The sequence below is a fragment of the Geothrix fermentans DSM 14018 genome, from assembly GCF_000428885.1.
In the GTDB taxonomy this organism is placed as follows: Bacteria; Acidobacteriota; Holophagae; order Holophagales; family Holophagaceae; genus Geothrix; species Geothrix fermentans.
Window position 1 is genome coordinate 601,169 of sequence record NZ_KE386810.1, and the last position, 26,977, is coordinate 628,145.

Annotated in this window: 28 protein-coding genes; 7 read left to right on the top strand and 21 right to left on the bottom strand. The window is 68.8% G+C overall.

The annotated features are described in order from the left end of the window. Positions 1–53: 53 nt before the first annotated feature. The 4 genes from G398_RS0113275 to G398_RS0113290 form a co-directional block, all read right to left on the bottom strand. On the bottom strand, positions 54–1,475 hold the full coding sequence (locus tag G398_RS0113275; RefSeq protein ID WP_026853954.1) for a cryptochrome/photolyase family protein: 1,422 nt from the start codon (positions 1,473–1,475) through the stop codon (positions 54–56). A 50-nt stretch (positions 1,476–1,525) separates the two neighbouring features. After that, the gene (locus G398_RS0113280; RefSeq protein ID WP_026853955.1) at positions 1,526–1,867 is read right to left on the bottom strand and encodes a P-II family nitrogen regulator; all 342 of its coding nucleotides are present in this window, start codon (positions 1,865–1,867) and stop codon (positions 1,526–1,528) included. Between the two features lie 19 nt (positions 1,868–1,886). After that, complete coding sequence (locus G398_RS0113285; RefSeq protein ID WP_026853956.1) at positions 1,887–3,209, bottom strand: ammonium transporter; 1,323 nt, start codon at positions 3,207–3,209, stop codon at positions 1,887–1,889. 155 nt (positions 3,210–3,364) lie between these two features. Next, a complete protein-coding gene (locus G398_RS0113290) occupies positions 3,365–3,850 on the bottom strand; it encodes a YqgE/AlgH family protein (RefSeq protein ID WP_169720669.1) in 486 nt (161 codons plus the stop codon). Positions 3,851–3,933: 83 nt separating this feature from the next. Here G398_RS0113290 and G398_RS0113295 point away from each other — a divergent pair, with 83 nt between their 5' ends. Further along, a complete protein-coding gene (locus tag G398_RS0113295) occupies positions 3,934–4,674 on the top strand; it encodes a hypothetical protein (RefSeq protein ID WP_026853958.1) in 741 nt (246 codons plus the stop codon). Here the strand turns inward: G398_RS0113295 and G398_RS0113300 are convergent, their stop codons facing one another. The 8 genes from G398_RS0113300 to G398_RS18475 all read right to left on the bottom strand — a co-directional run bounded on the left by G398_RS0113300 (position 4,675) and on the right by G398_RS18475 (position 10,325). Next, a complete protein-coding gene (locus tag G398_RS0113300; protein WP_026853959.1) occupies positions 4,675–4,890 on the bottom strand; it encodes a hypothetical protein in 216 nt (71 codons plus the stop codon). After that, the gene (locus G398_RS0113305) at positions 4,887–5,372 is read right to left on the bottom strand and encodes a MogA/MoaB family molybdenum cofactor biosynthesis protein (protein WP_026853960.1); all 486 of its coding nucleotides are present in this window, start codon (positions 5,370–5,372) and stop codon (positions 4,887–4,889) included. The genes G398_RS0113300 and G398_RS0113305 overlap by 4 nt, the downstream gene beginning before the upstream one ends. A 1-nt stretch (position 5,373) precedes the next feature. After that, positions 5,374–5,871, bottom strand: a complete 498-nt coding sequence (purE, locus tag G398_RS0113310) for a 5-(carboxyamino)imidazole ribonucleotide mutase (RefSeq protein WP_026853961.1) — start codon at positions 5,869–5,871, stop codon at positions 5,374–5,376. Between the two features lie 240 nt (positions 5,872–6,111). Further along, positions 6,112–6,525: a hypothetical protein gene (locus G398_RS0113320; RefSeq protein ID WP_026853962.1), complete on the bottom strand. Its 414-nt coding sequence runs from the start codon at positions 6,523–6,525 to the stop codon at positions 6,112–6,114. 67 nt (positions 6,526–6,592) lie between these two features. Beyond that, positions 6,593–8,239 (bottom strand): N-acetylmuramoyl-L-alanine amidase family protein, encoded by a 1,647-nt coding sequence (locus tag G398_RS20890; RefSeq protein ID WP_026853963.1) that lies wholly within the window; start codon positions 8,237–8,239, stop codon positions 6,593–6,595. A gap of 8 nt (positions 8,240–8,247) precedes the next feature. Continuing rightward, a complete protein-coding gene (locus G398_RS0113330; protein ID WP_026853964.1) occupies positions 8,248–8,796 on the bottom strand; it encodes a hypothetical protein in 549 nt (182 codons plus the stop codon). After that, a complete protein-coding gene (gene rdgC, locus G398_RS0113335) occupies positions 8,797–9,408 on the bottom strand; it encodes a recombination-associated protein RdgC (RefSeq protein ID WP_026853965.1) in 612 nt (203 codons plus the stop codon). Then, positions 9,405–10,325 carry a PP2C family protein-serine/threonine phosphatase gene (locus G398_RS18475; RefSeq protein ID WP_052571956.1) on the bottom strand — a complete coding sequence of 307 codons (921 nt, stop codon included), beginning with the start codon at positions 10,323–10,325 and terminating at the stop codon, positions 9,405–9,407. The genes rdgC and G398_RS18475 overlap by 4 nt, the downstream gene beginning before the upstream one ends. Positions 10,326–10,412: 87 nt before the next feature. Between G398_RS18475 and G398_RS18480 the strand changes: the two genes are divergently transcribed. The 4 genes from G398_RS18480 to G398_RS0113360 are packed head-to-tail and all read left to right on the top strand — an operon-like array spanning position 10,413 to position 12,675. Beyond that, positions 10,413–11,435 (top strand): NAD(P)-binding domain-containing protein, encoded by a 1,023-nt coding sequence (locus G398_RS18480; RefSeq protein ID WP_043484971.1) that lies wholly within the window; start codon positions 10,413–10,415, stop codon positions 11,433–11,435. Further along, positions 11,432–12,301: a 3-hydroxyacyl-CoA dehydrogenase family protein gene (locus G398_RS0113350; protein ID WP_026853966.1), complete on the top strand. Its 870-nt coding sequence runs from the start codon at positions 11,432–11,434 to the stop codon at positions 12,299–12,301. Before G398_RS18480 ends, G398_RS0113350 begins: the two co-directional genes overlap by 4 nt. Beyond that, the gene (locus tag G398_RS20895) at positions 12,298–12,450 is read left to right on the top strand and encodes a hypothetical protein (protein WP_157492420.1); all 153 of its coding nucleotides are present in this window, start codon (positions 12,298–12,300) and stop codon (positions 12,448–12,450) included. The genes G398_RS0113350 and G398_RS20895 overlap by 4 nt, the downstream gene beginning before the upstream one ends. 24 nt (positions 12,451–12,474) lie before the next feature. Then, positions 12,475–12,675 carry a hypothetical protein gene (locus G398_RS0113360; RefSeq protein ID WP_026853967.1) on the top strand — a complete coding sequence of 67 codons (201 nt, stop codon included), beginning with the start codon at positions 12,475–12,477 and terminating at the stop codon, positions 12,673–12,675. A 62-nt stretch (positions 12,676–12,737) separates the two neighbouring features. Here G398_RS0113360 and pilQ read toward each other — a convergent pair whose 3' ends face one another. From pilQ to G398_RS18485, 7 genes are all read right to left on the bottom strand, one after another. After that, entirely contained in the window at positions 12,738–14,612 is a 1,875-nt protein-coding gene (gene pilQ, locus G398_RS0113365; protein WP_169720670.1) for a type IV pilus secretin PilQ, read from the bottom strand. A gap of 152 nt (positions 14,613–14,764) precedes the next feature. Next, positions 14,765–15,220: a hypothetical protein gene (locus G398_RS0113370; protein WP_026853969.1), complete on the bottom strand. Its 456-nt coding sequence runs from the start codon at positions 15,218–15,220 to the stop codon at positions 14,765–14,767. A gap of 10 nt (positions 15,221–15,230) precedes the next feature. Beyond that, a complete protein-coding gene (locus tag G398_RS0113375) occupies positions 15,231–15,842 on the bottom strand; it encodes a type IV pilus inner membrane component PilO (RefSeq protein ID WP_026853970.1) in 612 nt (203 codons plus the stop codon). An 8-nt stretch (positions 15,843–15,850) separates the two neighbouring features. Then, positions 15,851–16,450, bottom strand: a complete 600-nt coding sequence (locus G398_RS0113380; RefSeq protein WP_026853971.1) for a PilN domain-containing protein — start codon at positions 16,448–16,450, stop codon at positions 15,851–15,853. Next, entirely contained in the window at positions 16,447–17,541 is a 1,095-nt protein-coding gene (pilM, locus tag G398_RS0113385; protein ID WP_026853972.1) for a type IV pilus assembly protein PilM, read from the bottom strand. The genes G398_RS0113380 and pilM overlap by 4 nt, the downstream gene beginning before the upstream one ends. A 70-nt stretch (positions 17,542–17,611) precedes the next feature. Then, complete coding sequence (locus tag G398_RS0113390; protein ID WP_043484977.1) at positions 17,612–18,379, bottom strand: Stp1/IreP family PP2C-type Ser/Thr phosphatase; 768 nt, start codon at positions 18,377–18,379, stop codon at positions 17,612–17,614. 2 nt (positions 18,380–18,381) lie between these two features. Next, positions 18,382–19,128, bottom strand: coding sequence for a J domain-containing protein (locus G398_RS18485; protein ID WP_043484980.1), 747 nt, complete (start codon positions 19,126–19,128; stop codon positions 18,382–18,384). A gap of 211 nt (positions 19,129–19,339) precedes the next feature. Between G398_RS18485 and gatA the strand changes: the two genes are divergently transcribed. After that, positions 19,340–20,800: an Asp-tRNA(Asn)/Glu-tRNA(Gln) amidotransferase subunit GatA gene (gatA, locus tag G398_RS0113400; protein ID WP_026853974.1), complete on the top strand. Its 1,461-nt coding sequence runs from the start codon at positions 19,340–19,342 to the stop codon at positions 20,798–20,800. 9 nt (positions 20,801–20,809) lie between these two features. Then, positions 20,810–22,150: a dihydrolipoamide acetyltransferase family protein gene (locus G398_RS0113405; protein WP_026853975.1), complete on the top strand. Its 1,341-nt coding sequence runs from the start codon at positions 20,810–20,812 to the stop codon at positions 22,148–22,150. 282 nt (positions 22,151–22,432) lie between these two features. Here the strand turns inward: G398_RS0113405 and G398_RS0113410 are convergent, their stop codons facing one another. Together G398_RS0113410 and G398_RS0113415 are read right to left on the bottom strand one after the other, a co-directional pair. Next, complete coding sequence (locus tag G398_RS0113410) at positions 22,433–23,806, bottom strand: replicative DNA helicase (protein WP_026853976.1); 1,374 nt, start codon at positions 23,804–23,806, stop codon at positions 22,433–22,435. Between the two features lie 17 nt (positions 23,807–23,823). Next, positions 23,824–26,967 carry a CehA/McbA family metallohydrolase domain-containing protein gene (locus G398_RS0113415; protein ID WP_157492422.1) on the bottom strand — a complete coding sequence of 1,048 codons (3,144 nt, stop codon included), beginning with the start codon at positions 26,965–26,967 and terminating at the stop codon, positions 23,824–23,826. Between the last annotated feature and the right edge of the window lie 10 nt (positions 26,968–26,977).

Genomic DNA, 26,977 nt, shown 5'->3' on the forward strand with positions numbered 1-26,977 from the left:
CCTGTAAGTCAATAAAACACAAGGAATCAGTGGCTTGCGCCCTTCCCACTCTATCAGGGCGTGGGCCGGCCCAGGTGGTCTTTCGCCACCGCCAGGAACCGCTCCCGGGCCGCCGCGTGGTCCACGATGAGCTCCGGGTAGTCCAGGCGGCGGCGCAGGTCGCGGGGCGCCCTCCATGGCTCGTGGATGAAGGCTTCGGGACAGTCCGCCAGTTCCGGGACCCAGCGTCTGACGTAGTCGCCGCGGGGATCGAAGGTCCGCCCCTGGGTCACGGGGTTGAAGATGCGGAACCATGGCTGGGCGTCGCAGCCACACCCGGCGCTCCACTGCCAGCCCAGGTTGTTGGCAGCCCAGTCGCCATCCGTGAGCCAGCGCAGGTAGTGGGCCTCGCCCTGCCGGTAGTCGATGAGCAGGTGCTTGGCCAGGAAGCTGGCCGCCACCATGCGGGCCCGGTTGTGGACGAAGCCTTCGGCCCGCAGCTGCCGGGCCGCCGCATCCACCACCGGGTACCCCGTGCATCCCTGCGTCCAGGCCGCCCAGCCCGCCTCGTCCTCCCGCCAGGGGAAGCCTGCGAACTCGGGACGGAAGGGGCGCTCCAGCACCTCCGGCCACTCCCAGAGCAGGTGGTGGCTGAACTCGCGCCAGAGCAGCTCGTTCAGGTAGCGGCGGGCGGACTCGCCCGCCCCGGCCGCCGCCCCGGCCGCCGCCACGGCCTGCCACACGGCCCGCACGGACAGCGTGCCGAACTTCAGGTCCGCGCTGAGCCGCGAGGTGCCGGGCCGGTCCATGCGATCGCGGGCGGCCCCGTAGTCCGTCAGGCGCTCCTCCACGAAGGCCTTCAGGCGCTGGCGGGCGGCCCGCTCGCCGCCTTCCTGGAGGCGCGGATTGGGAGCGAGCCCCAGGGCCTGCATCGAAGGAATCGGCACCGCTTCGGCCCGGATGTCCGCGGGAACCGGCGGGAGCGAACGCGGGGCGGGCAGTGCCGGTTCCAGATCCAGCTTCGCCCCGCAGGCCCGCGCAAAGGGCGTGAAGATCCGGAACATGCCGCCCTGCCCGTTCCGCACCGAGCCCAGCGGCAGCAGGGTCTCCCCCTCGAACAGCCGGAAGGCGACACCCTCTCGGGCCAGGGCCTCGCCCACCCGGCGGTCACGCTCCCGGCCGAAGGGTTCCACCCAGCGGTGGGCCAGCACCTGGTCGGCCTTCCACTTGTCGGCCAGGCGGGGCAGCACCGCCACGCTCCGCCCCTCCACCAGAATCAGCTCCGATCCCAGGTGGGCCAGGTTCGCGGCCAGGGAGGCCAGCGAGGCCAGCAGGAACTGCATCCGGTGGGGCAGCTCCCGCGCCCGGTCCGGCGCGAAGAAGTAGGGATCCAGCACGAAGAGCGGAATTACCTCGCCGGCGGCGGCCGCCTCGGACAGCGGCCCGTGGTCCGCCACGCGGAGGTCCTTGCCACGGAACCAGACGATGCTGCGCATGCCGCGAGCCTAGCTGAGATCCGGGCGGGACGACAGCCGGACGATCCGCCTCAGATGGCCTGGCCGCCCCGTTCGCCGGTCCGGATGCGGATGCACTCCTTCAGGTCCTGGACGAAGATCTTCCCGTCGCCCACCTCGCCCTCGCCGTGGCGCGCGGTGCGGATGATGGTGTCCACGGTGATGTCCTCGAAGGCGTCGTTGCAGGCGATGGTGATCTGGATCTTGGGAATCAGGTTGGGGATCACCTTCTTGCCGCGCTGGATCGAGATCTCCTTCTGGCGCCCATGGCCGCTGACGCGGGACACGGTGATGCGCTCGATCTCCGCTTCGATGAGGGCCTCGCGGACCTCGTCGAGCTTCTCCTCCGGGATGATGGCGGTGATGAGTTTCATCAGAGCCTCCTGATTCAGCCTAGTTGAGGTTATTCAGCCCGTAGGCGCGTTCCCCGTGGATCTCATGGTCGAGGCCGGTCTTCTCCACGCCCTCCGCCACGCGGAAGCCGACCACCTTCTCCACCAGGTAGGCGATGAGCAGCGTCATGGCCACCGAGAAGACGATGGTTGTCCCCACGGCGAAGGCCTGGACCTTCAGCTGGGAGAGCAGGCCCCAGCCCGGGCTCTTGGCCGCGGCCTCGGCCCACCAGGAACCGCGGATGAAGAAGGTGAGGCCCAGGGCCCCCACGATGCCGCCGGTGCCGTGGATGCCGAAGGCGTCCAGGGAGTCGTCGTAGCCCAGGCGGTTCTTCAGCAGGATCATGCCGTAGCAGGTGCAGGAGGCGATGGCGCCGAGGGCGATGGCCCCGCCCACCTGCACCACCCCCGCGGCCGGGGTGATGACCACCAGGCCCGCGAGGATGCCCGAGGCCATGCCCAGGCTGGTGGGCTTGTCCTCGCGGATGATCTCGATGAGCATCCAGGTGAGGGCGCCGGCTGCCGCGGCCACCTGGGTGACCGTGAGGGCCCGGGCCGTCTCCAGGTTCGAGGCGATGGAGGAGCCCGCATTGAAGCCGAACCAGCCCACCCACAGCAGGCCGGCGCCGATGAGGGTGAAGGTCAGGTTGTTGGGGGCCATGGCGGTCTTGGGATAGCCGTGGCGGGCGCCCAGGAAGAGGGCCAGGGCCAGGCCGGCCACGCCCGAGGAGATGTGCACCACGGTGCCGCCGGCGAAGTCGATGGCCCCCTTGGCGCCGAGGTTGAAGAAGTAGCCGTCGGAGGCCCACACCCAGTGGCAGAGCGGGCAGTAGACGAGGAGCACCCACAGGGTGATGAAGGTGACCCAGCCCCGGAAGGAGATGCGCTCGGCCACCGCCCCGGCGATCAGGGCCGGAGTGATGATGGCGAACTTGCCCTGGAACATGGCGAAGGCGTACTCGGGCACGCCAGCCGGAAGGATCGTATGGTCGATGCCGCGCAGGAGCACCAGGTCCCGGCTCCAGCCCACCAGACCGCCGAGGGCGTTGGGACCGAAGCTCAGCGCGTAGCCCACGACCGTCCAGAGCACGCCCACCACGGCCATGGCCGAGAACGAGTGCATCATCGTCCCCAGCACGTTCTTGGTGCGCACCAGGCCGCCGTAGAACATGGCGAGCCCGGGCACCATCAGCAGCACCAGGGTCGTGGAGGTCAGCATCCACGCCGTGGTCCCCGTGTCGTTCACCGGGGCGCTCCCCGCCGCGGCCAGGGGGAGCCCCGCGCCCAGGATGGCGGCGAAAGGAAGGAGTCGCGTCCAGGTCATCGGTTCCTCCGGGGAAGCGGGGTGGGCCTGCCTGAGAAATGGAGACGGAAAGTCTACCTTTGAATCAATCAATTTAATGAACAGATGACAAATCATTAAAATAATTGATACACGTATAACAGGCCCCCGGTGCCGAGGCGGGAAAACGCCAGAACTCAGCCGTTGGCGCCGCTGGCCAGGGCGACCTGCCAAAGGCCCGTGGGGTCCGGGTGCATGAGCCACTCGGAGACCACGGGGCGCCGGGTCCAGGCCCCCATCTCCAGCTCGCGGTCAAGCTGGCCCGGGCCCCACCCGGCGTAGCCCAGGAAGAGGCGGTAGCGGGCCAGCGGATCCGCCAGCAGGGATTCCAGCAGGTCCTTGCGGTGGCTCACGAAGTGGGTGAGGTCCACCACTGTGTCCTCCTCGGCCGGCAGGCCGCCCTGCACCAGGAGGATGCCCCGCTGCGGGTCCACGGGTCCGCCTCGCCAGGCGGTGGCTTCCTCGGAACCCTCATAGTCCAGTCCCCCCTCCTCGCCGACCTGGGCCAGGGCCAGCGGCAGGGGCCGGTTGAGGATCAACCCGAGGGCGCCCTCCTCGTCATGCTCCACGATCAGCACCACGGTATGCAGGAAGTTGGGGTCCAGGAGGGAGGGGCTGGCCACCAGGAGGCAAGGGGCTTCGGGCGTCATGATGCGGAAGATGATAGCCCAGCGTTCCAGGCCCCGGACCCGGATAGCCTGGAGGGATGCGCACGCCCATGCCGTCCCACCTCGGCGCCCTCCGTGAGGGCCTCGCCATGCTCCGCCGCCATCCCCTGCCCTTCCTCGGGCTGGCCGTGATGGCCATGGCCCTCGCCCAGCTGGGACCGGTCTTGGAGCTGGCGGCGCGGGTGGGGCCCAGCCTGCTGATCCAGCCGATCTTCGGATTCGCGGGGCTGCTGCCCCTGGAGATGTATTTCATCCCCCGCATGCAGGCGCAACTCGACGCGGAACTCCGCGATGCGCCGGGCAACCCCGCCAGAAGCTGGCGCGAGGTCTTCGAAGGGCGCTGGCTGAGGGCCTTCCTCCTGCGCCTGGGCCTCAGCGTGGCCATTGGCCTGGGCCTGCTGTGCTTCCTGATTCCGGGCATCCTGGTCCTCACGCTCTTCGGCTGGGCTCCCCTGCGCGTGCTGCTGCGGGGGGACGCCCCTGTTCCTGCCCTGCGCTGGAGCCAGACCGCCATGGCCCGCCAGTGGCCGCGGATCGTCCAGGCCGTGCTGGCCATGCTGCTGGTGGCCCTGGTCTACCAGATCGCCGCGGGCTGGGCCCTGGATCGCCTGCTGCCGGCCGTGGACCCGGAGGTGGGGCCCGGCGCCCTGCTCCGCCTGAAGCACCCTGCCTTCTGGATCTTCAACCTGCTGGGCGGCGCCCTGAATCTCTGGCTCAGCTGCTCCCTGCTGGCCCTGTACCACCGGCTGGAAGCGGCCACCGCCGCCCCGGCGCCCTGATCAGGCCTCGTCGTCGAAGAACCCGGGATCCTCGATCTCGATCAGCTCCCCGGCCTCCAGGGCCCGCCGCTGCTCCACGGTGAGGGGGGCCTCCGCCCAGCGCGGGTCCGTCTTGCCATGGAGGAAGTGAGCCGAAGGCTCAGCGGCCTCGAAGTCCTCACGGCGGCGCCAGAGGTGCACCCAGCCCACGTGGTTGATGCGGGCCCAGACCTTCACGTGCAGGGTCCTCCGGCCGCGCCCTCCTTCCGCAGCACGGAGACCGCGTGCAGGAGGAGGGGCCAGGCCAGCTGGATCTGCTCCAGGGCGGCGGCGGGCCGGCCGGAGAGGTTGAGGATCACAGTCCGGCCCGCAATGCCGCACACGGCCCGGCTGGCGAAGGCCAGGGGATGGCCGCCCTTGGCGCGGATCAGCTCGCAGATGCCCGGCGCCTCGCGCTCCATGACGCGACGCGTGGCCTCGGGCGTGGTGTCTCGGGGGCCGAAGCCCGTCCCCCCGCAGGTGAGCACCAGGGGCGCATCTGCGGCCACCGCGGCACGCAGGTCCGCCTCCAGGGCCGCCGGATCATCCGGCATCAGCGATGCGGTCACGGCCTTCACCCCCTGCCCCTTGAGCCACGACGTCAGCAGTGGCGTGGACTGATCCTGGTACTCGCCCCGGGAGGCGCGGTCGGACAGGGTGATGAGGTGGACGCGATCCATGTCAGGGCATCACGAGGGTGTCGTCCGCCAGCGCCTTCTCGGTCTGCGCCTGGCGGTGGGCCAGGTAGCGGTCGCGGATGCCCGCATCCGTGAGCGAGAGGATCGAGGTGGCCAGCAGGGCGGCATTGATGGCGCCGGCCTTGCCGATGGCCAGGGTGCCCACGGGAATGCCCGAGGGCATCTGCACCGTGGAGAGCAGCGCGTCCATGCCTTCCGTGGCCCAGCCCTTCATGGGCACGCCCAGCACGGGCAGATGCGTCTTGCTTGCGCAGACGCCCGCCAGGTGCGCCGCGCCACCCGCCGCCGCGATGATCACCTTCAGGCCCCGCCCTTCGGCGCCCCTGCAGAACTCGACCACCTTCTCCGGCGTCCGGTGCGCGCTGGCCACATGGGCCTCGAAGGGAACACCCAGGCTCTTCAGGGTCAGCGCCGTGTGCTGCATGGTCTCCCAGTCATTCTTGGAGCCCATCAGGATGCCCACCAGGGGAGTCGTCGTCATGGAGACCTCAGAGAGTGGTTGCCGGGATGGATGAGAAAGGCCGGACGCAGAGAAGATTCCCTCATCCTCCCGCGCTTCTTCATCCTGGCTCATCTCTTTTGAAAATACAATTTAGCCAAGATAAAGAGGATGGACTGGATGACTATGCTGATGGCATCCAGAGCGGCCCAGCTCTGCTGCATCTGCTCCAGGAGGGACCCGGTCCCGACCTCACCCTGGGTCCCACCGGAGGAAGCGGAATCACCACCTCGCCCACCCCAGCGCCCAGAGGATGCCCAGGAAGGCCAGGGCCTCCTGGTCGTCCGGGTCCATGCGCTGGTTGCGGTCACGGAGCTCTTCTGGGCCGGGACCGCGCATGACGACGCGGTGGGTGTCCTGGGCGGGATCCTCCAGCAGCACCCAGTCGGGGGCCGTGCGGCCCACCACGGCGGCGCCGATGCGCGGCGGGCCTGGTTTCCAGCGGACTTCCAGGGGTTCCCACTGTCCGGCGTTCATCACCCGCCAGGGACCTTCCGTCGGCGCCACCGCCAGGTCCAGCGCCGCGTCCCGGTCCAGGTAGCGCACGATGAGGCGCGCCTGCGGCGCCGCCACGGCCTCGGGCTTCCGGCAGCCGAGGCCAGCCAGCACCAGCAGCGCCACCAGGACCAGACGCATGGGACCTCCGCACCCATTCTGATGCTTTTCCTTCCGGCGCCAAGGGCACCTTGGCGCAGCTCCGCAGCTACCGCCGGTAGTACGCGCGTATGGCATTCACCACCGCCACGGCATAGCGCTCGCGGAAGTCCGGGTCGCGCAGGTTGGCGGCGTCGTCCTCATTGGTGAGGTTGGCCACTTCGATGAGGGCCTTGGTCGCGCCGGTGCTGTATCGGATGACGGCAGGGATCCACTTCCCATGGCCACGGTGGATGACGTTGCGGATGGGCCGGTTGGCGTGGACGGGGATGCTGTCCTTCTGGAGGGCCGACAGCAGGGCCTCGGAGAACTGCCGGGCACGGGCCTCACCCTGGAGCTTCTCCCGACCGGTGAAGGCGACCCGGGCCGAGCGCCGCGCCTCGGCCACGCGGCCAGTCTTCGCGCCGCCCAGGGCGAAGGTGGAGGGCACCAGAGCAGCCCCGGGTACATAGATCATCGAGCCCCGGGCCGAGGGGTGCAGGCTGTCGGCATGGAAGCTGAGGAAGAGGGTCTTCTGGGCATCGCCCCGGGTCTTCCGGAAGTCCGCGAAGAGGTCGTTGGCCAGTACCCAGCGCAGGTGGACGCTCACGGCCGAGGGACTCTCGCCATCCACGGCGAAGGGGGGGCTGGTGAGGATCTCGGCGGCGCGGCTGGGCGTGCGGATGGTCTCGCGGCTCTTGAAGCCCAGGCCAGGGTAGCGGATGGTGCTGCTCACCTGGGCCTCGGTCTCCTGCTCCAGGAGCCGCCGCACGCGCATGGTGATGTCGTAGACGAAATCCGATTCCCAGAGGCCGTTGGCCCGGGCGCCGGGGTCCACGCCGCCATGGCCGGCATCCAGGATGATCCGCACCCCCTTGAGCTTGGGGCCGGCCTCCACGCGGGCCGTGCGCCGCACCTCGGCGCGGACTTCGCGCTCCTCCGCCAGGCCCGAGCTGCCTTCGGACTGGAAGGGGTCCGCCAGATAGACCACGGGGATCTTGACGAGCTGGCCGGGCTGGATGCCACGCACATCCGCGATGCCGCTGCGCTTGGCGATGAGGTCCGCCAGCTCGTTCACGCCCTTGGGATCCACCCGGTCCGTGTAGCGGATCACCACGCTCGAATACAGCGCCTCGCCCTTCCGCATGCGGTAGGCTGCGAACTTCCCCTGGGCGTCCTCGTCGAAGGTGAGCATCCCGCGGTAGGCCGCCACGCGGGCCTCGTCGTCCAGCTCGTCCTCGGGATGGGAGCGGTCGGGACCCCGCCCCGGCCCTCCGAGATCCGCCGACAGCAGGCTGCGGGGGATGCGCCAGACGTCGCCCTCCCGCAGCTTCTCCGGCAGGTCCGGATTCCCGGCCATGAGCCGGTCGTAGTTCTGGCCATGGCCCGTGAAGAGCGCCGCCAGGGTCCAGACGGATTCCACCTCGGGATGGCGGACGGTGTGGCGCACCTCCTCCTGGCGCCACTGGTCCCCGGGGAAGAGGGCCGACAGGGCCCAGCGCTTGCCCTGGGGGCTGAGGGACTCGAAGCCCACCCACCCACCGGGGTCGGCCCCCTTGGCCAGGAAGGCCCTGGGCAGCGACTTGCCTTCCACGCTGAGACCTTTCCGGAACTGGAGCCGGAGGAGGATGGCCCGGCCCTCGGGCGTGCGGGCGTGCGCCAGCACGGGCGCGGGCTCCTGCGCCGCGGCGACCACCGCGGGCAGGAGCAGGGCCATGCCGAACCTCAGGCCTCCCACGGGGCCTCGCCCGTGGGCAACGCCTCGCCGGAGCGCCCGGCCTTCACCCAGGCCCGCATGGATTCCTGAAGACCGTCAGGATCCTCGGAGCGGGCCCGGAGGAACCCTTTCAGGCGGCGCTCCAGGTGCCCGGCGCCCTCCTCCAGCAGGAAGAGACGGTCGTGGAGCCGCTCGTGGGGCGCCTTGCCGGTGCTTGGCGGCAGCTTGAGGGTGCCCATGTCCAGGGTGGCGGCATTGAGGGTGCAGACCCACTCCAGGTCGCCGGAGAGGATGCGGAGCTTCATCTTGGCGGGGCGCATGCCGCGGGCCAGGGCCTCGAAGGCCTCGCGGCTCTCGGCCGGGTTGCCCTTGCGGAGGCTGATCTCCTTCACTTCGCCGCGCTCGGAGACCAGCTGGATGGCGTCGTCCACGAAGCAGCCAGAGCCGTCGCCATCCTCGCCGCTGGCGCCACCCTCGGCCATGCTGCGCATCCAGAGCCAGAGCAGGAACTCCTCGCCGAGGAAGCGGCCCTGCTCCATGAGTTCAAGCGGCTTCACCTAGGCCTCCTCGAGTTCGAGATCCAGCGGATCCAGGGCCATCAGGCCCTCCACGGACAGTTCCGGACTGAGCCGGCCCGCCAGCACCAGGGGCGCCAGGGGGTGGATCTCGCAGCCGAACGATTTGATGAAGATGCTCGCGAGGGCGCCCTGGGCCTTGCTCGACGAGGCCGTGGTCCAGAGGATGCCGCCCTTGAGGTCCCAGGCCACCTCCACCACCTTGGGCGTGGGCAGCACCTTGCGCAGCAGCTCGAGCTTGACCTCATCCTGGAGGGAGATGCGGGCCTCCTTGCCGATGAAGGCGAGGTCCTTCTCCTTCTGGAGGGTCTGCAGGCGCAGGTCCACATGGGCCTTCAGCAGGGCCGGCGGCACGCGGCGGGTGTCGATGCGGAGCCCGAAGACGGCGAAGCGCTCCTGGCTGACCCAGTCCTCGTCCGGCGGGGTGATGAGGGGGTTGCGCCAGTCGCACCAGCCGATGCGCTCCTCCTCCATCCCGTCCTGGAACGGGCGGAACTGGTCCTGCGCCAGGCCGGCCTGGAGATCCTTGGGGTCGGGCACGGGGCCCAGCACCAGGAAGCGTTTGAGGGACACGGTCCCCTGAAGGATGCTCATGAGGCACCGCCTCCGAAAAGGCTCCGCAGACGGCCCCAGAAGCCGCCTGCCTGGTTCCGGGTGTCCGGGTGCAGCAGGTGGAGGGGCTCCCCCGCCATGGGCAGGGGGAGGGAGGGATCGTTGAGGACCAGGACGACGCCGGTGACATTGTCCCGGGCGCCCCGGGCGATGGCCTCGTCCAGCAGGAGTTCCAGGCTGCGCCGGGGGCTGAGGCTCTGGTCCAGCACCTCCCGGATGCGCCCGTCGCCCACTTCGCCGTGAAGGCCGTCGGAGCAGCAGAGCAGCCGGTCGCCGCGGCGCAGCTCCAGGCGGGACAGCGCCACCTTCAGCGGCTGGGGCGAACCCAGGGCCTGGGTGATCATGTTGCGCTGGGGATGGGTGCGGGCCTGCTCGCGGGTGAGCGTGCCCTGGGCCACCAGGTCGTTCACAAGGGTCTGGTCCTCGGTGAGCTGGTGCAGTTCGCCCTGGCGCAGCAGGTAGGCCCGGGAGTCGCCGATCTGCGCCACATAGGCGCAGCCGTTCCAGATGACCGCCGCCGTCAGGGTGGAGCCCATGCCCCGGGCGGTGCGGTCGTCGTCGGAATACCGCAGGACGGCGTCGCTGGCCTGCCGTACGGCGGCCTCCAGGGCCTTGACCAGATCGGTCTCCCGGCCCCTGCCCGGCGCGAGGCGGCCCCAGTGGCCGAAGAGGTACAGGGCCACCGCCGCCAGGCCTTCCCGGCTGGCCACCTCCCCGGCGGCGGCCCCGCCCATGCCATCGGCCACAGCCACCAGGAGGCCCGGCTCGCCCACCCGCAGCGAATGGGCCGGTCCGTTGATGATGGGCTCTTCGCCGTCCAGCGCGCTCAGCAGGTAGGCGTCTTCGTTGTTCCTCCGGACTTTGCCCGGATGGGTGATCGCGGCGAAATCGATGAGCATGAGGGATGACGACCCTGGCGGGTGGCGGGGTTCGGGAAGGTACGGAGGGCCCTTTCCGTTCATCATAGCGGGTGAGGGGAGGAAACAATGGCTGAAGGACCCGCGGAGGCGGATCTTCTGGACCTGTTGATCATCGGGGCGGGGCCCGCGGGGATCGCCACCGCCGTGGAGGCCCGCCGGGCCGGCATCCGGCGCATCCTGCTGCTCGAGAAGGGGCCGGGCCACAGCTTCTCCATCGAGAAGCTCTACACCCCGGGCAAGCGGGTGGACAAGGTCTACCTGGGCCAGCAGGTGGACTGCGAAGGCGCGGTCTGCATCGTGGATGGCACCCGGGAGACGGTACTGGAGGCCCTGGATGGTTTCGTGCGCGAGTACGGCCTGGACATCCGCAGCCACACGGAGGTCAGCCGCATCACACCCCTGGATGGCGGTGGCTTCGAGGCGGTGGATGCCCAGGGAGCCACGTACCGGACGCGGACCGTGGTCATCGCCATCGGCGTCTACGGGCGGCCCAACAAGCCGGACTACCCCCTTCCCGCCAGCCTCAAGGGCAACGTACGCTTCGATCTCACGGAGAGCCTCCCCGCCGGCGCGAGCGTACTCGTGGTGGGTGGCGGGAACACCGCCCTGGAGTACGTGGAATACCTCTATGCCGGACACGACGTGACCCTGGCCTACCGCGGCGCCGAGTTCGCCAGGGCCAACGAGGTGAACCGCAGGATCCTGCGGGACCTGGAGACCTCTGGGCAGGCCACCGTCTGGCGGAACGCCGACATCGCCTCGCTCGGGGATGCCGGGGCGGCCCCGCGAGTCGAGGTGCGGTTCAAGGATGGCCGGACGGCCCGGTTCGACCATGTGGTGTATGCCCTGGGCGGAGCCACGCCGGAGGGTTTCCTCCGCCAGGCCGGTGTGGACCTGGACGGGCGGCATCCGCGGGTGGACCACCGCTACCACACGGCGGTGCCCGGCCTCTTCCTGGCGGGCGACCTGGTGGCGGGCGGCAAGGGTTCCATCGTCAAGGCCTTCAACACGGGCCGGACCGTGGTGTGGGAGGGGCTCTGCCAGGACCACCTGGAGTGCCGGATCCCGGGCGCCGGGGAAGGCGCTTGACGGGCGTCCTGGCCATCCTGGGCCCGGGAGCCCTCGGCCTGTCCGCGGCCCAGTGGGCGGCGGAATGCGGACTCGAGGTGCGCCTGCTGGGCCGGGACCTGGATCACGCCCGCCGGGGTCTTGCGGAGGTGGAACGGCGGTGGGAGGCCGCCTTCCGGAAGGGAAGGGTGGCGGCGGAGATCCTGGAACAGGCCTCGGCCCGGATCCGGCCGGCCCCCTTCGGCCCCGGGGCCCTGGAGGGCGTGGACATCTTGCTGGAGGCCTTGCCTGAGGATTCGGCCGTGAAGGTCCCCGCCCTGGCGGCGGCCGCGGCCTGGGGCGGAGCCGGCCTGCTGCCGCTCTCAGGCACGTCCGCCCTGCCCATCGCGGACCTGGCCGCGGCCGCGGGCCTTCAGGGGCGCCTCCTGGGCTTCCACCTGTTCGTGCCGGTGCCGCGCATGGCCGTGGTGGAAATCGCCGTGCCTCCGGGCGTGTCTGCGGCCCAGGTGGACCGGGCCCGGGCCCTGGGTCTGGCCCTCCGCAAGCGCACCGTGGTCGTGAGGGACCAGCCCGGCTTCGCCGCGGCCCGCATGGCCCTGGCCCAGGGGCTGGAGGCCATGCGGCTGCTGGAGGCCGGCGTGGCCTCCGCCGAGGACCTCGATGCCCTCATGACCCTGGGCTATGGCCATCCGGTGGGCCCCCTGGAACTGTCCGACCGCGTGGGCCTGGACCTGCGCCTCCGCATCGCCGAAGGCCTCCACCGGGCTTCCGGGGATCCCCGGTTCGAGCCTCCCGCCATCCTCCGGGAAAAGGTGGCCGAGGGCGCCACGGGACGGGAAGCTGGACGGGGTTTCTACATCTGGGATCCAGACGGGAGGCGCCTGTGAACACCCCCATCCTCGTGGCCGGCGGTCTCCTCCTCCTGGTCGTGATCTACGTCGCATATCGGATCGGCAAGGTGCTGCTGCGGGTCTTCGTGGGCCTGGCCGCGCTGGCTCTGCTAAGCTGGGGGCTCTGGAAAGTGTTCCACTCCTGACTCTCAGCCTCCCGAGGAGCAAGCATGGCCGCCATCTCCTGCACCCACTGCGGCGCCGATCTGACCGCCCCCCAAAGCGTGCGCATCGCCGAGTACCACTTCGGCCACCTGGAGAAGGTCTCCGAGGACCCGGGCTTCAAGTACCACTTCGAGCAGGCGGATAACTTCACCATCCTCTGCAACAGCTGCAAGCGCCTCGTTCGCACCCTCCCCATCGCCAAGTAGTTTTTTCTTCTTCAAAAGGAAACGGCCCCGGATGGGGCCGTTTCCTTTTGGGCCGCGCCGGACTACTGGCGCAGCACCCGCGGCGTGATGAAGATCAGCAGCTCGCTGTTGGCCTCGGCCTTGGTGTCCTTCCGGAAGAGGAAGCCCAGGAGGGGGATCTTCGACAGGAAGGGGACACCCACCCGGCCACTGGTGTGGTTGGTGATGTAGACCCCGCCCAGCACCGCGGTGCCGCCATCCCGCACGAGCATCTGGGTTTCCAGGGCCTTGCGGAGGATGGTGGGGGTGCCGTTCACAGTGCGGCTGAAATCGGCCTCGGCCTTCTCCAGCTTGATGTCCATGATGATGGTGCCCTCGTTGGTGATCTGGGGCGTGACATCGAGCTGCAGGTTCGCGTCCACGAAGGCCACGGTGATGGCGCCGCCGGCCGCGCCGCCCTGCTGGGAGGGATAGGGGATCTTCTCGCCGCTGAGAATGGTGGCCTTCTTGTTGTTCTGGGTCACCACCTTCGGGGAAGAGACGATCTTCACCGTGCCGTCGGACTCCAGGGCCTGGAGGATGGCGTTGATGCTGATGCGATTGCTGAGGAAGGAGAGCCAGAGCTCGCCGGCGGGGGCCGCGAGGGAGGTGACACCGGTCATGCCGGGGGACCAGGCCACAGCCGCCTGCTGCCCGGAGGCTGTGCGATTGAAGCCCTGGATGCCGTTCCAGAAGGGGGCCTGGGTACCGACCCATGGAGTGCCGGTGGAGCCGCTGCCGCCCGAGATGGAAGCTGCGCCGCTGTTGGCCTGGGGCCACTTCACGCCGAACTGGCGCTGCCAGTCCTTGTTGGCTTCCACCACGCGGGCTTCGATCTGGACCTGCTGGATCTGGACGTCCAGGGTCTCCAGCAACTCGGAGATGACCGGGATGCGGGAGGGCAGGTCCGTGATGATGAGCGTGTTGGTGCGGTCATCCAGGATGGCCGAGCCGCGCTTGGTCATCATCTCCTTAAGGATCTTCTGGACGTCGCTGACCTTCGCGTAGGAGAGGGGTCGGGTGATGGTCTGGAGTTCGCCGGCCAGGGCCTTGGTCTCCTCCAGCCGCTTCCGTTCCTCCTCCTCCTTCTGGAGTTTCTCGACCTTGGCGACGCGCAGGACGCCGTTCTGGATCTCCTTGCCCAGGCTGGCATTCTTGAGCACCACGTCCAGGACCTGATCCCAGGGGGTCTCGTTGAACTTGAACCCGTAGCTGCCCTGCACGTCGGGGTCCATCACCAGATTCAGCTTGCCCGTATCCGCGAGGATGCGGAGGAAGTCCCGGATGTCCGTGTTCTGGAGGTCGATGGTGATCTTGGCGCCGGTATATCGCGTCGAGGACTCGCCGAGGGTCCGGCCCGGGTGCCGGCTCACCGGTGCCTGGGGCCGCTCGGCCTCGGGCAGTTGCACAGCCTCGGGGGTGGCCACGGGCAGGGCCGTGGAGGCGGCCAGCTGGGGCAGGATCTGGAAGGAGCCGCCCACGGCCGGCAGGCTGGTCAGCGGTTTCACCTGGGCCATCGCGGGAGCGGCGGCAGGTGCCGGGGCCGGCTCGGCGTGCACCGGCGCGGCGGCCTGAAGGACAGGCGTGGCCAGCGGCTGCGGGTGGTAGACGCCCTCCACGCGGGCCTGGACGCGGCCCTCGCCGGGGCTCAGCATCAGATCCACCCCGTCAGGGCTGGTGCCCACCACCACCTGGGTGCCCGGAGCCACCTCCAGCACCAGGCGGGTCACCGCCTTGGGTGCGGTGGAGAACTGGCCGAGCCTCGCCTTCTGCACCAGGGGGTGGCTCAGCTGGGCCAGGTCCTTCTTGGTGACGGCGGTGCCGCGTTCGACACCAGGCAAGTCCAGCACCACCCGGAGGGGGCTGGAAAGCACCTGGATGGCGGGCTGGCCCGCCAGGCCGGGGATCCGGAGCGACACCTTGGCCCCCGCACCAGCGGGTTCCAGGGTGGCGGCGACCAATGTGGCCTTCCCGACGGAGATTTCAGGGGCCGGCGAGGCAAGGAGGGACCCCGTGTGGATCCCCGCCAGGACCACGCCCCCTGCGACCAGCAAGGAACTCAGGCGAGCATTCATCGTTTACCCTCCTCACGCTTGAACGTCTTCGTGATGGTTCGGAATACAGAGCGGTTCGTGGTGTTCACATCCCATTGGTGGAACGTCACGGCCTTATCGGAAATGCCTGTGATCTCGCCGTCCTTGAACCGGTGCCCCACGGGCAGCCAGCGGACATTCCCGCGGCTGTCGGAGACGATGGCAAAATTCTTGCCGTCCTTCCGGATCATGCCCTTGACGGCGATGTCGTCGATGAGGTCGAGCGCGTCCACGGGACGGTCATCCCTAGGCGTCGAGAAGGGGTCCCGCTGGATGGTGGGCTTGTAGGGCGTGATCTTGATGACGGCCACGTCCTGGGCCGGAGCCTCGGGGGCCGGGGCGGCAGGAGCCTCCACGGGTTTCGCCGCGGGGCCCGTCTGGGCTGCCAGGGCGATGCCGGCGAGCAGGGGGAGATGGAGGAGTCGATGGATCATGGCGGGTACCTCAATCCTCCTTGGCGCCGCCCTTGGCGGCCGGAGCCTTGGCGGGTGCCTTGGCCGGCGCCGCCGGGGGCGGTTCGGGGTTGTAGATGAAGGCGCTGACGATGCACTTCACCGTGGCCGGGTAGAGACCGCCCTTGTCGGCCTTGCGGTTGAACTCGATGTTGGAGACGTTGATGATCTTGTCGTAGCCGGACACCAGCGAGGTGAACTGGCCGAAGCTGTGGTACCCCACACGGAACTCGAACTCCACGGGCTTTTCCGTGTAGTAGGCATCCTTCCGCTCGGGCTTGAGGGCGAAGGAGACCTGATCGATGCCGGCGTCATCCGCCAGCTTCTTGATGCGGTAGGGGATCTCGCCGTAGTCGGCCTCGGAGGGCATGATCTTGATCAGCTCCTCGATGCGCTTGTCCTGCTTGGCGACCTCATCGCGCAGTTTCTCGTAGCTGGCCTTGAGCAGGCGTCCCTTGTCGACTTCGGCCTGGAGGGTCTTCACCTCGGTCCGGGTGGTTTCCAGCTCGCTCCGCTTCCCGCCGAGCAGGAAGTAGACCAAGCCGGCCAAGACGATGCCCGCCACCGCGCCGACGCCGATCTGTTTCTGAAGCTGGGGATTCATGGCCTACCTCAGACAGCGTTCTGGAGTTCGAAGGAGATCGTGAAGTCGAAGGAACCCGTGGTCCCGCGCTTCGCGCTCGGATAGTTGATCTTCTTGAACCAACGGGTCCGGGACTGGAGGTTGCCGTAGAAGGCGTTGATGGCCTCGAAGTTCCGGCCCTCGCCTTCGATGGTGATCATCGAGCCCTTCTGGGAGATCTTCTTGAACCACACGTCGTCCGGCAGGCTGTTGGCGAGTTCCTCCATGAGGTGCACCGGAAGCGACTGCTGCCGCTTGAGGGTGGTCATCACCTCTTCCTTCTTCTGGAGGGCGGCCTTCTTCTCCCGGAAGGTCTTCTCCAGGGCGATGTAGGGCTCGTACTGCTTCTTGTCGCGCTCGAGGTCGGCCTTCTGCTTCTGGGCCTTGGTGAGCTCGCTGTTCAGCCAGACATAGTAGATGCCGCCGCAGGCCGCGAACACGAGGCCCACCACCACGCCGGCGATGGGCAGGCTAGAGCGGCTCCCACCTTCACCCGTGTACACCTGGACGGGCTCGGCGGCCGCCTTGCTGGCCCCCTTCTTGGCACCGCCCTGGGCCAGCGCGTCCCCCAGCAGGTTGATCTTGATCATCGGTCCCCCACTTGGCGCAAGGCCAGCCCGACCACGACGGTGGCGCCGCCGCCGATCTCACGGACTGCCATGGGATCCTCGGTCTTGCCATCGATCTCGATGAGCTGGAAGGGATTGAACCGGTCCACGGAAACCCGGAGCCGGTCGCCCAGCGCATCCATCAGCCCGTGGATCATGGAGCCGCCGCCGCTGACGAGCACGCGATCGAGGCGATCCACCTTGAAACTGCTCTTGAAGAAGTCGAGGGTGCGGCCCAGTTCGTCGCCGAAGGCATCGGAGACGGCGTTGATGGAAGGCTGCACCTCATCCGGCTCGTGGCCTTCCGAGGCCTGGTTCCGCTTCAGGCGCTCCGCGCCCTCGCGGGTCACGCCCCAGTCTTCCATGAGCTTCTCGGAGTACCGGCTGCTGCCCCAGGCCATGTCGCGCCAGAACACGGACTTCCCGCCCACCATCATGGTGAGGTTGGTGAAGGTGGAGCCCATGTTCACCAGGGCCACCACTTCATCCCGTCCACCGCCCGAGGTGTTGGCCTCGTAGGCATTCTGGAGGGCGAAGACATCCACATCCACCACCTTGGGGCTGCAGCCCGCCTGGGCGACGCAGCTCACATAGGCTTCGAGCTTGTCCTTGCGGCACGCCACCAGGACCACGTCCATGTTCCCATCGATGGCCCGCTCCTCGATGAGGTAGTAATCGAGGGCGTAGGAGTCCAACCCCTGTCCTGCCGGGAAGAAGCTCTCAGCCTCCCAGCGGACGGACTCGGCCAGTTCCGCCTGGCTCATCAGGGGGAATGTCACTTTTTTGACCATCACCTGCTGACCCGACACGGAGATGGCCACATCCTTGGCTTTGATTTTCTGCTCCGCCATGACCTGCCGGATAGCGGAGGCCACGGCGTTGCTATCCATGATGTCGCCATCCACGATGGCGTCGGGCGGCAGGGCCACCTTGCCCAGTTTCTGCAAGCGGTAGCGAGTCTGACCACCCTTGCCAATCTGCTGCAACTCGCAGACTTTCACCGAGCTGGATCCGATATCCAAGCCGACAAGACTTTTGGCTTTGCTTCCGAAGAGACCCACCGGATGCCTCACTTGGAGAATTTAGGTATTGGAGAAAGGGTAGCGCGGGAATGGATTAGGTCAAGGCTTACTGGATCTTGCATTAGGCGCGATCGGGCTCCAGGCCGACCAGGATGGCCGTGATATTGTCCTCGCCGCCTTGTTCCCGCGCGGCCAGAACAAGTGATTCCACAGCCCTTTGGAGGTTCCCGGACTGCGTCACGATGTCCCAGATCTGTCTGTCGCCGATCATTCCTGACAGGCCATCGGAGCAAAGCAAGAGTCGCTCCGTTTTGCCCAGTTCCAGATCCTGAACTTCAATTTCCAGGTCCCCTCCATTGCCCAGGGCCTGGGTGATGACGTTTCTGAAAGGGTGCACCCGGGCCTCGGAAGGGGTGAGGATGCCATTGGCCACCTGCTCGGCCACCCAACTATGGTCCCGCGTCACCTGCCGGATGCCTTCGGGGCCCAGCAGGTAGGCCCGGCTATCCCCCACATGGGCCAGGGTCACCTTGGACCCGTGGAAGAGACCCGCCACCACGGTGGAACCCATGGTCTCCCGCTCGGGATTGCGGCGGATGTCCTCGGCGATGGCCCGGTCCGACAGCAGGAGGGCCACCTTGAGCCGGTTTCCGTCATAGGACAGGGTGGGATCGTACTCCATGGGCCAGGTGCGGTCCTTCTCGCGGGTGTCCCCCACGAACTTGGCCACCGTGTCCACGACGATCTGGCTGGCCACCTCGCCTGCGGCATGGCCGCCGAGCCCGTCGGCCACCACGAAGAGACCCAGGTCCGCGTCGGACAGGTAGCTGTCCTCGTTGTGTTTCCGGACACAACCGACATCCGTCTTTCCCGCGGCGTGGATCCTCATGATCAACCCTTTCCCGTCAGTCGGCCCCAGAGGTCCTTCAATTGATCCATGAGGCTCCCCGGGCTGGCGGGGGCCGCCTGGGCCTTTCCCTTGTGGCCAGGCGCCTGGGGCGCCTTGGCCCCTTTTCCGCCCTTCGGGGGGGCCTGGCGGAACTTCGGATGATTCGGCGCGATCTCGTGCGCCGTCTGGAGGTGGCGCTGCGCCCGCGCGGCCATCCCGAGGGCCTGGAAATGGCCCGCCAGGCGGATGTGGCTCTCCACGTCCCGGGGTGCCAGCCGCACGGCCGTCTCCAGCGCCTTCACCGCGGCCCGGAGATCCCCCCCTCCCTGCTCGAGGTAGGTGGCCAGCATGGCGTGGTACTGCGGCTTCGTCTCGTCCAGCCGGATGGCGTACTGGATGAGTGCCTGGGCCTGGTCCAGGCGGCCCGCCTCGAAGGCCTCCTTGGCCATGGCCGCCCAGTCCTCGGGGGTGCGCTCCTGGGAGGGATCGGCCCCCTTCTCCGGTTCCCGCGGAGAGGCGGGCGCCGCGGTCGCGGCCTTGGGCATCTGCTGCACCAGCGCCAGCCGCTTGCCCGGATCCTTCAGGGTGCTGAAGGCCTCCGCCAGCTCACGGAACCTCGCCTCGGCCTCCACCTTCGCTTCACCCGTGAACCGGTCCGGATGCCATTGCTTGGCGAGCCGGTGGTACGCGGCCTTGATGTCCTCGGGCGAGGCATCGGGTGAGAGTTCCAGCACATCGAAAGGATTCATGATGGTCCACAGCGCACCCTGGGCCAGCGCATCGCATGGGGATGGAAGAACAGGGCTTGAGCAGAGGATGGTAGCCTATTTCCAGCCCGTGTGCAGGCCCGCGGCACGGAAACGTGCCCGAATTCCGCCACTCGGCAAGGGTCGCCCCGCCTGTCCAGGCTGGAAGACGCCCCGGCGAGGTGGCAGAGTAGAAGGTTCCACGGGAGCGCGCATGGCGTTGGGCACGGCGATGGACTGGCGCGGGGGCCTCGACGCCGGCGACCTGTCCTCCGAGTCCCTTGCACGGGCTGCCTTTGATCGCATCCGGGCCCACGACGGCGTCCTGCGCGCCATCCTGGCCACCGACGAGGCCCGCAGCCTCGACCTGGCGCGGCGAGCCGACGTCCGTCTGCGGGCCGGGGAGCGCACGCCGGTGCTGGGCCTGCCCGTGATTCTCAAGGACAACCTCCACTGGTCCGGCCTCCCCCTCACCTGCGGCTCCCGGGTCCTGGAGGGGTACGTGGCGCCCTATGACGCCACCGTCGTCCGGCGGCTCCTGGAGGCCGGCGCCGTCCCCATCGCCAAGGCCAACCTCGACGAGTTCGCCATGGGCTCCAGCGGCGAGTACAGCGCCTTCGGCCCGGCCCGCAACCCCTGGGACACCTCCCGGGTGCCCGGGGGAAGCAGCAGTGGCTCCGTGGTGGCCGTGGCCGCGGGCTACGCGCCCCTGGCCCTGGGCAGCGACACGGGGGGCTCTGTCCGCCTGCCTGCCAGCTTCTGCAACGTGACGGCCCTGCGGCCAACCTACGGCGTCCTCAGCCGCCACGGGCTCACGGCCATGGCGTCCAGCCTGGACCAAGTGGGGCCCATCGCCGCCACCGCCGCGGATCTGGCCCTGGCCTTGGGCGCCATGGCCGGCACCGATCCCCTGGACAGCACTTCCGTGGACTTGCCGGACCGGGAGCGGCTGGCGGATCTCCAGGCCCTGGACCTGAAGGGCCTCCGCATCGGCCTCCCCAGGGAATGCTTCGCCGACGGCCTGGAGCCCGGCGTCCGGGACCTGCTCGACAACGCCCTCCGGACCCTCGAAGGGCAAGGCGCGGAGCTGGTGGAGGTGAGCCTCCCCCACACCCGCTACGCCATCGACACCTACTACCTGCTCTGCACCAGCGAGGTGTCCAGCAACCTCAGCCGCTTCGACGGCGTGCGCTACGGACTCCGCACGCCCTCCGCCGAGGGGGGGCTGCCCGCGATGATCGCCCGGACCCGGGACCAGGGCCTTGGAGACGAGGTCAAGCGCCGCATCCTCCTGGGGACCTTCTGTCTGTCGAAGGGCTACTACGACGCGTTCTACATAAAGGCCCTCAAGGCCCGCGCCCTCATCGCAGAGGATTTCCGCGCGGCCTTCGCCCAGGCCGATATCCTGGCTTCCCCCGTCAGCCCCGGCACGGCCTTCCCGTTCGGCGCCAAGACGGACGATCCCCTCTCCATGTACCTCGCCGATGTCTTCACCGTCCCCACCGCCCTGGCGGGACTCCCCTGCCTGTCCATGCCGGCGGGGTTCACCGGCGGCCTGCCGGCCGGCATCCAACTCATCGGGCCGGCCCTTTCGGATGTCCGCCTGCTGGAGGCCGCCCACACCTTCCAGTCCCTCACCCGCCACCACCTCGAAACCCCGACCCTGTCCGCATAGGAGCGAACCATGGCCTTTGACGTCGTCATGCCCCAGATGGGCGAGAGCATCGCGGAAGCCACCGTGCTGAAGTGGCACAAGAAGGCCGGCGACGTGATCGCCAAGGACGAGACGCTCTACGAGATCAGCACGGACAAGGTGGATGCGGAGATCCCCGCCCCCGCCGCCGGCACCCTCCTGGAGATCCTCGTGGACGTGAATGCCACGGTCCCCGTGGGCACCGTCGTGGCCCGCATCGGCGCCGCCTCGGAAAAGCCCTCAGGCGCCCCGGCTCCCGCCGCAGCCGTGGCACCTGCCGCCGCCTCCGCTCCGGCTGCAGCGGCCCCTGCCCCGCTGGCCGAGGAGGACGACAACAGCCTCGAGGGTCGTCTGCGCGCCAAGAGCAGCCCCCTGGTCCGCGAGATGGCCAAGCAGCATGGCGTGGACCTGACCAAGGTCCCCGGGACCGGCCAGGCCGGCCGCGTCACGAAGGAGGACATGGAGGCCTACCTGGCCAAGGGCCCGGCGGCCGCGCCCGCTGCTCCGGCGGCCTCCATCGCCCCCGCCCTGCCCGCGGTCCACGATCCCTCCGCCCCCACCATGGGCCTGACCCCAGGGCTCTCCATGGCTCCCGCCCCGGCCATGCCCGCCTTCGCCCCTGGCGAGCGCGTGAAGGTGGAGCCCATGAGCCGCATGCGCAAGATCATCGCGGACAACATGGTGGCCAGCCGCCGCACCTCGGCCCACGTCTACACGGTCTTCGAGATCGACATGACCCACGTGGCCCAGCTGCGGAACAAGCACAAGAAGGCCTTCGAGGAGCAGTTCGGCACCAAGCTCAGCTTCATGCCCTTCATCATGATGGCCGCCTGCAAGGCCCTGCGCGCCTACCCCGTGGTCAACGCCTCCGTGGACGGCGACAACGTCGTCTACAAGCAGGACATCAACATGGGCATCGCCGTGAGCCTCGACTGGGGCCTCATCGTGCCCGTGGTGAAGAGCGCCGACATGCTGAACCTGGGCGGCCTGGCCCGCAGCCTCAACGACTTGGCGGAGCGGGCCCGGAGCAAGCAGCTCAAGCCCGATGAGATCAGCGGCGGCACCTTCACCATCACGAATCCCGGCGTCTACGGCGACACCTTCGGCCTGCCCATCATCAACCAGCCCCAGGTGGCCATCCAGGGCGTGGGCGCCATCGTGAAGCGCCCCGTGGTCATCACCGGCCCCGACGGCACCGACTTCATCGCCATCCGCCAGGTGATGTTCAGCAGCCTGAGCTTCGACCACCGGATCATCGACGGTTCGATCGCCGACCTCTTCATGGCCTTCGTCAAGAAGGAGCTGGAGAACTCCACGTTCGGGCTGGAGTAGCCGCTGATCCTCCGCGGCTGAGCGCGCGCTTCGCTGGCGCGCACGCCGCTTCTGGCAGCCCCCGATCGCGAGCCCCGCAAGGGCTCGCTCCCATTCGGCCTTCGGCCTCATGGAGGGGGGCCCCCCATCGACGGTTCGATCGCCGACCTCTTCATGGCCTTCGTCAAGAAGGAGCTGGAGAACTCCACGTTCGGGCTGGAGTAGCTTGCTTCATTGAGTCATGCGAAAAAGCGGCCGGATGGCCGCTTTTTCGTATAAAGAAACGATAGGAGGACCCACTGTTCACGCGTAGGAGGAAGTCTCTCTGACCATCTCCCGGTACATGGCGTACTCGCCCTGGAAGTGCAGCTGGATGATGGCGGTGGGGCCGTTGCGGTGCTTGGCCACGATGAGCTCAGCGGTGGGATCGGGCTCCTCGTTGGCGGAGGGCAGCATCTTCCGGTGGATGAAGGCCACCATGTCCGCGTCCTGCTCGATGGCGCCGGAATCGCGGAGGTCGCTGAGCTGGGGGCGGCCGCCGGTGCGGTGCTCCACCTCGCGGTTCAGCTGGGAGAGCACCACCACGGGGATGCCGAAGTCCTTGGCCATGAGCTTGAGGCCGCGGCTGATCTCACCGATGCGGACGGCCTCGTTCTGCTTGGCGCCGCGGCTGTTCTCGGGGCTGCTCAGTAGCTGTAGGTAGTCGATGATGACGAACTCCACCCGCCGGTTGCTCTGGCTACCCTGCTTCACGATCATGTTCTGGATCTGGGGCACGGTGATGGAGGCCTGGTCGCAGATGAAGAGCGGCATCTGCACCAGCTCGTCCCGGCACCGCATCACATGGTCCAGCCGCCCCGTGGCCCGGCCGGACTGGAGGTCCTTCATGTTGGTCTGGCTCTGGGCCGCCAGCAGCCGGAGGAAGACCTCCTCGTGGCTCATTTCCAGGCTGAAGAAGGCCCCGCAGTGGGCCGGATGCCCATCCCGCTCCTGGGCGGCCCGCAGGATCCAGTTCAGGGCCAGGGCGGTCTTGCCGATGCCAGGACGGGCGGCCAGCACGATGAGGTTGCCGGGCTGGAAGCCCTGGGTCAGCTCGTCGAAGCGGCTGAAGCCCACCCGCACGCCCGGCGAGAGGCGGCCCTCCAGGCGGTCGTGGAGGCGGTCCATGGCGTCGTCGGCCACGGCCTGGATGGAGAGCAGCCCCTTGGCCTTCGCGTCCCCCTGGGCCAGGTGGAAGAGGCTCTGGGCGGTCTGGTCCACCAGCACCTCGGGCGGCTCTTCCTCCTCGGCGGCCTGGCGCACGAGCTGGGCGCCCAGGTGGACGAGGCGGCGCAGCTTGGCCTTGCGGCGGATCAGGTCCGCCAGCACCTGGGGCCGCTCTACGTCCTCGCCGGCCAGGAGCTCCACCAGCCCGGGGTAGCCGCCCACCTTGTTCAGGCTGTCGTCCTGGTCCAGCGCATCCTTCAGGGTGAGGGAGTTGACCTCGACCTGGGCCTCAATGAGCGTGCGCAGCGCCCGGAATACGGCCCGGTGTGCCGGGTGGACGAAGTCCTCCTCGGCCAGCGCGAACACGGCCTCGCTGGCGGCGAAGCCCGCCCCCGGGGCGCAGCAGGTGGCCAGGAAGGACCGCTCCGCGTCGATATCCTCCGGAAGCCGCTCCGGAAGCCAATCCGCCATCACATCACCCCTGCCGTCTAGAGTCCCGGAGGAGTGTACCCCCCGCCGTCCACATCCACAAAGACGGGGTTGGTGACAGCGATGGGGTAGATGCCCTTCATGATCCGGTTCCAGGGCGTTCCCGCCTGGTAGGCCCCGGTGGTGGCCAGGGGGACACCGGCCTCCACCACCACCCAGGCATCCTTGCCCGCAGGCATGGCGATGCCGTCCAGGGTGGCCGTCCGCAACCGGAAGTCCGCGGCGGAGGCCGTGAAGCTGGTCATGGGAATTACCTGGGCCACCCCATTCACCACCACGCGGACTTCGTCCACGGGCACCCAGTCCGCCGCATAGAGGGAGATGGCAATGGAGACGGTGGCCGCAGGTCCGGACACCAGGCCACCGGGGCCCACGCCGTTGACGGTCACGTCGAGCATCGGCCCAGTGGAAGCCACGGCCGCGCCGCTGCGGAGCGCCGAGAGCACGGGATCGAGGGCCGTCTGCGACAGGGCGGAAGATCCGGTCTTGAGGTAGGTGCGGGACAGGCCCACGGGCGTGTCGAGGCTGTACTTCGCGGCGGAGAGCCCCAGGCCCTTGGTGAAGGCGCCCGGCGCCTGCTGGCTCAGCAGGGAGAACCAGTCAGCGCGGACCGCCTTGAACTCGGCGAACCAGGAAGTGGGATCCGCGGGATCGCATCCTTCGGCCCGGAGCAGTTCCAGGGCGTCGAAGTCACCTTGCCGCTTGCCGAGGGACTCGGGGCCCGTCTGGGTCCACCAGGCGTTGGCCCCCGTCCCGAGGGGCACCGCCGGATCGAACCCGCGCACCGTGAACAGGCCCTGGGGGCCCCGGGGACGGTGGACGATGGTGTAGGCGCCCTCCGCCTGGGTGATGAAGTCCGCCAGGGTCCAGCCCTTGGAGGGCCGGGCCCCGCCGTTTCGGTCGCCGGTGGGGGTGGGGGTGAACAGGGTGGTGGTGAAGCCGTCGGCCAGCGCCGAGCTACGGGCGCCAACCACGAGGGGATCGAGGCCGAGGGGGGCCCGCTGGGCATCCGTGACGGCAAGGTTGTCCACCTCCGCCCGGAACTCGTCCCGGAGCGCCGTGGGGTCCGTGAGCCGGTCCTCCTCGGTGCGGGCCACCACATGCACGCCCTCCGCCAGGGCCGAGCTCAGCATCTCACCGGGGTTCAGGCCGCCGGTGGTGGCCTGGGTGGGCCCCGGGAGGTCGAAGTTCGTCCAGCCCGCGGGCAGGACCGGGGGAAGGGTCACGAAGACGTGGGTCGTAATCTCCTGGCCGTCGAAGACGCTCACGGGCAGGGCATCGAGGTGGGACAGAGGACCGCGGGTGCCGTAGGCGAGGTACTCCCCGGGTGGGAAGTAGGCCGTGGCCGCTCCGCCGGAGTAGCGGAAAGACGTGCCGAAGATCTGGTTTCCGGCCGTGTACTGGTAGGCGGCCATGTTGGCGCCGGAGATGTCCTTGGCCTTGAAGACCTGGTTGTAGTACCCGGCCAAGTGGCTGAAACGGCGCATGGAAGGATCGGCTGTCCCGCCCTGACCCAGCAGGGTGATGCGGAGGGGGTTCAGGCCCAGCAATTCGAGGGTTCCCGCTTGCCGGACCACGAAGTTATGGGCCAGCTGCTTGTGGTGGATCACATTCCCAGACGCGTCCACGACCTCGGCGCGCTCGGGGCTGAGCTTCTCTCCCAAACTCCAGACCTGGTCCTTCGAAGGCGTGATGGGAGTGACCAGGTACGGGCGGTTGGTGTCCGAGGTATTCGTCCCAAGGTAGAGCGCATGGCTCTGGAAGGCGTTGGTGGAGGTGATCCGGTAGGGCTGGCTGTGCCCCGTTCCGCGGGCATCGGCCACCGCCGGGAGCAGCACACCGATGGCACCGCCCACCGAGGGGATCTCGCTCCCCTCGCGCCACTCCACCCGCTCCGTCACCCAGCTCGACGGGTTCGCGTCGGTGGAGGGATCGGCGGCGGGGCCGACGTACCGGTCGAACCGGAACTCCGTCTGCAGGGGCCCGCCCCGGGCGGCCGTGCCGAAGGAATCGTAGCTCAGGACGCCGAAGTCTCCGCCCCGGAGGCCGGCCCGCGCCTGGACCATCTCGTTGAAGACCGAGGTCGCCTGGGCGGGCTGGGTCGCGGAGATGCTTGCCCCTCCCAGGGTGTAGAGCCGGCGCCGGTAGGTCATGGACTGCCCGGCTGGAAGGCTCGCCGCGGCGGGACTGCCCACCACCAGGCGGCCCGGGAAGCGCGGACGCAGTTCCGTGAGGGCGGGCTGGGGATCGGAGGCCACCAGCACCTGATCCACGTCCAGGGGCAGGAGGCCGATGGAGGAATGGGAATCCAGAGTGTTTCCGGCGGATTCCGCACCCATGAAGGCCACCATGGGTGCCACCACGCTAGAGGTCAGGGGAGCCGAGAAGTCCGATCCCGGGATCTCCACACCCCAGCTGCTGATGGGGGTGCCATCGAAGGCCGTGAGGGCCGGGACCACGAAGCGGAATCCGCCCCCGTGCTGGGAGAGGAAGTCCCCCAGGCTCCGGATGGGGAGCGCTGAGGTCCCGTTGTTGGTGAGGGTGGTCTCCAGGGTGAAGAAGGTGTCGGCCTTGGTCAGGGTGATGCGGTGCGAGACGGTGACGCCCTGCACCCGGCCCTGGAGGTCCGTGGCCGCGCCGAGCTTCCCCTTGGGATCCAGGAGGTAGCCCTGCATGTCCAGGTACACCTCATTGGCGGCAGTCCCGGGCGTATAGCGGTCGAAGACCAGGGGCAGATCAGGGTCCTGGTTCGCCACGGGCCCCAGGCGCTCCACCAGGTCCGTGGGCATGGTGACCCGCTTGAAGTTCTGGTCGAGGGCCACGTGGCCCACATCCAGGATGGCGCCGCCCGAGGGCGCCCCGAACTGGCCTTCCCGGTCCCCGAAGGCCGCGCCGTCCACCGCGATCTGCACCGCGTCATTGCCCAGGTAGAAATCCCCCGGGCCGGACGTGGCCTTCAGGCCCGCCAGGCGGTCGCCGCCGGAGGCGGGAATCTCCTCCACGGCCACCGTGGGCCGGCCCACGCCCGTGGCCCGGAAGCAGCCCACGCCGCCCGCGGCCAGGATCAGGGCCAAGGGGGCCAGGACCAGCTGGAGGCGACGGGAGGACAGACGAGCGTGGCGAATGACAGGATCAAGGCTCATGTTCATCAAG

Coding starts and splice junctions, on each gene's coding strand:
- G398_RS0113305 (WP_026853960.1), bottom strand. CDS start 5,372: ATGGATCGCGTCCACCTCATCACCCTGTCCGACCGCGCCTCCCGGGGC.
- G398_RS0113410 (WP_026853976.1), bottom strand. CDS start 23,806: ATGGCGGATTGGCTTCCGGAGCGGCTTCCGGAGGATATCGACGCGGAG.
- G398_RS18480 (WP_043484971.1), top strand. CDS start 10,413: ATGGCTGAAGGACCCGCGGAGGCGGATCTTCTGGACCTGTTGATCATC.
- G398_RS18475 (WP_052571956.1), bottom strand. CDS start 10,325: ATGCTCATCGATTTCGCCGCGATCACCCATCCGGGCAAAGTCCGGAGG.
- rdgC (WP_026853965.1), bottom strand. CDS start 9,408: ATGAGCATCCTTCAGGGGACCGTGTCCCTCAAACGCTTCCTGGTGCTG.
- G398_RS0113360 (WP_026853967.1), top strand. CDS start 12,475: ATGGCCGCCATCTCCTGCACCCACTGCGGCGCCGATCTGACCGCCCCC.
- G398_RS0113405 (WP_026853975.1), top strand. CDS start 20,810: ATGGCCTTTGACGTCGTCATGCCCCAGATGGGCGAGAGCATCGCGGAA.
- G398_RS0113415 (WP_157492422.1), bottom strand. CDS start 26,967: ATGAGCCTTGATCCTGTCATTCGCCACGCTCGTCTGTCCTCCCGTCGC.
- G398_RS0113295 (WP_026853958.1), top strand. CDS start 3,934: ATGCGCACGCCCATGCCGTCCCACCTCGGCGCCCTCCGTGAGGGCCTC.
- G398_RS0113280 (WP_026853955.1), bottom strand. CDS start 1,867: ATGAAACTCATCACCGCCATCATCCCGGAGGAGAAGCTCGACGAGGTC.
- G398_RS0113320 (WP_026853962.1), bottom strand. CDS start 6,525: ATGCGTCTGGTCCTGGTGGCGCTGCTGGTGCTGGCTGGCCTCGGCTGC.
- G398_RS0113285 (WP_026853956.1), bottom strand. CDS start 3,209: ATGACCTGGACGCGACTCCTTCCTTTCGCCGCCATCCTGGGCGCGGGG.
- G398_RS0113370 (WP_026853969.1), bottom strand. CDS start 15,220: ATGATCCATCGACTCCTCCATCTCCCCCTGCTCGCCGGCATCGCCCTG.
- G398_RS0113375 (WP_026853970.1), bottom strand. CDS start 15,842: ATGAATCCCCAGCTTCAGAAACAGATCGGCGTCGGCGCGGTGGCGGGC.
- gatA (WP_026853974.1), top strand. CDS start 19,340: ATGGCGTTGGGCACGGCGATGGACTGGCGCGGGGGCCTCGACGCCGGC.
- G398_RS0113390 (WP_043484977.1), bottom strand. CDS start 18,379: ATGAGGATCCACGCCGCGGGAAAGACGGATGTCGGTTGTGTCCGGAAA.
- purE (WP_026853961.1), bottom strand. CDS start 5,871: ATGACGACGACTCCCCTGGTGGGCATCCTGATGGGCTCCAAGAATGAC.
- G398_RS20890 (WP_026853963.1), bottom strand. CDS start 8,239: ATGGCCCTGCTCCTGCCCGCGGTGGTCGCCGCGGCGCAGGAGCCCGCG.
- G398_RS18485 (WP_043484980.1), bottom strand. CDS start 19,128: ATGAATCCTTTCGATGTGCTGGAACTCTCACCCGATGCCTCGCCCGAG.
- G398_RS0113380 (WP_026853971.1), bottom strand. CDS start 16,450: ATGATCAAGATCAACCTGCTGGGGGACGCGCTGGCCCAGGGCGGTGCC.
- G398_RS0113275 (WP_026853954.1), bottom strand. CDS start 1,475: ATGCGCAGCATCGTCTGGTTCCGTGGCAAGGACCTCCGCGTGGCGGAC.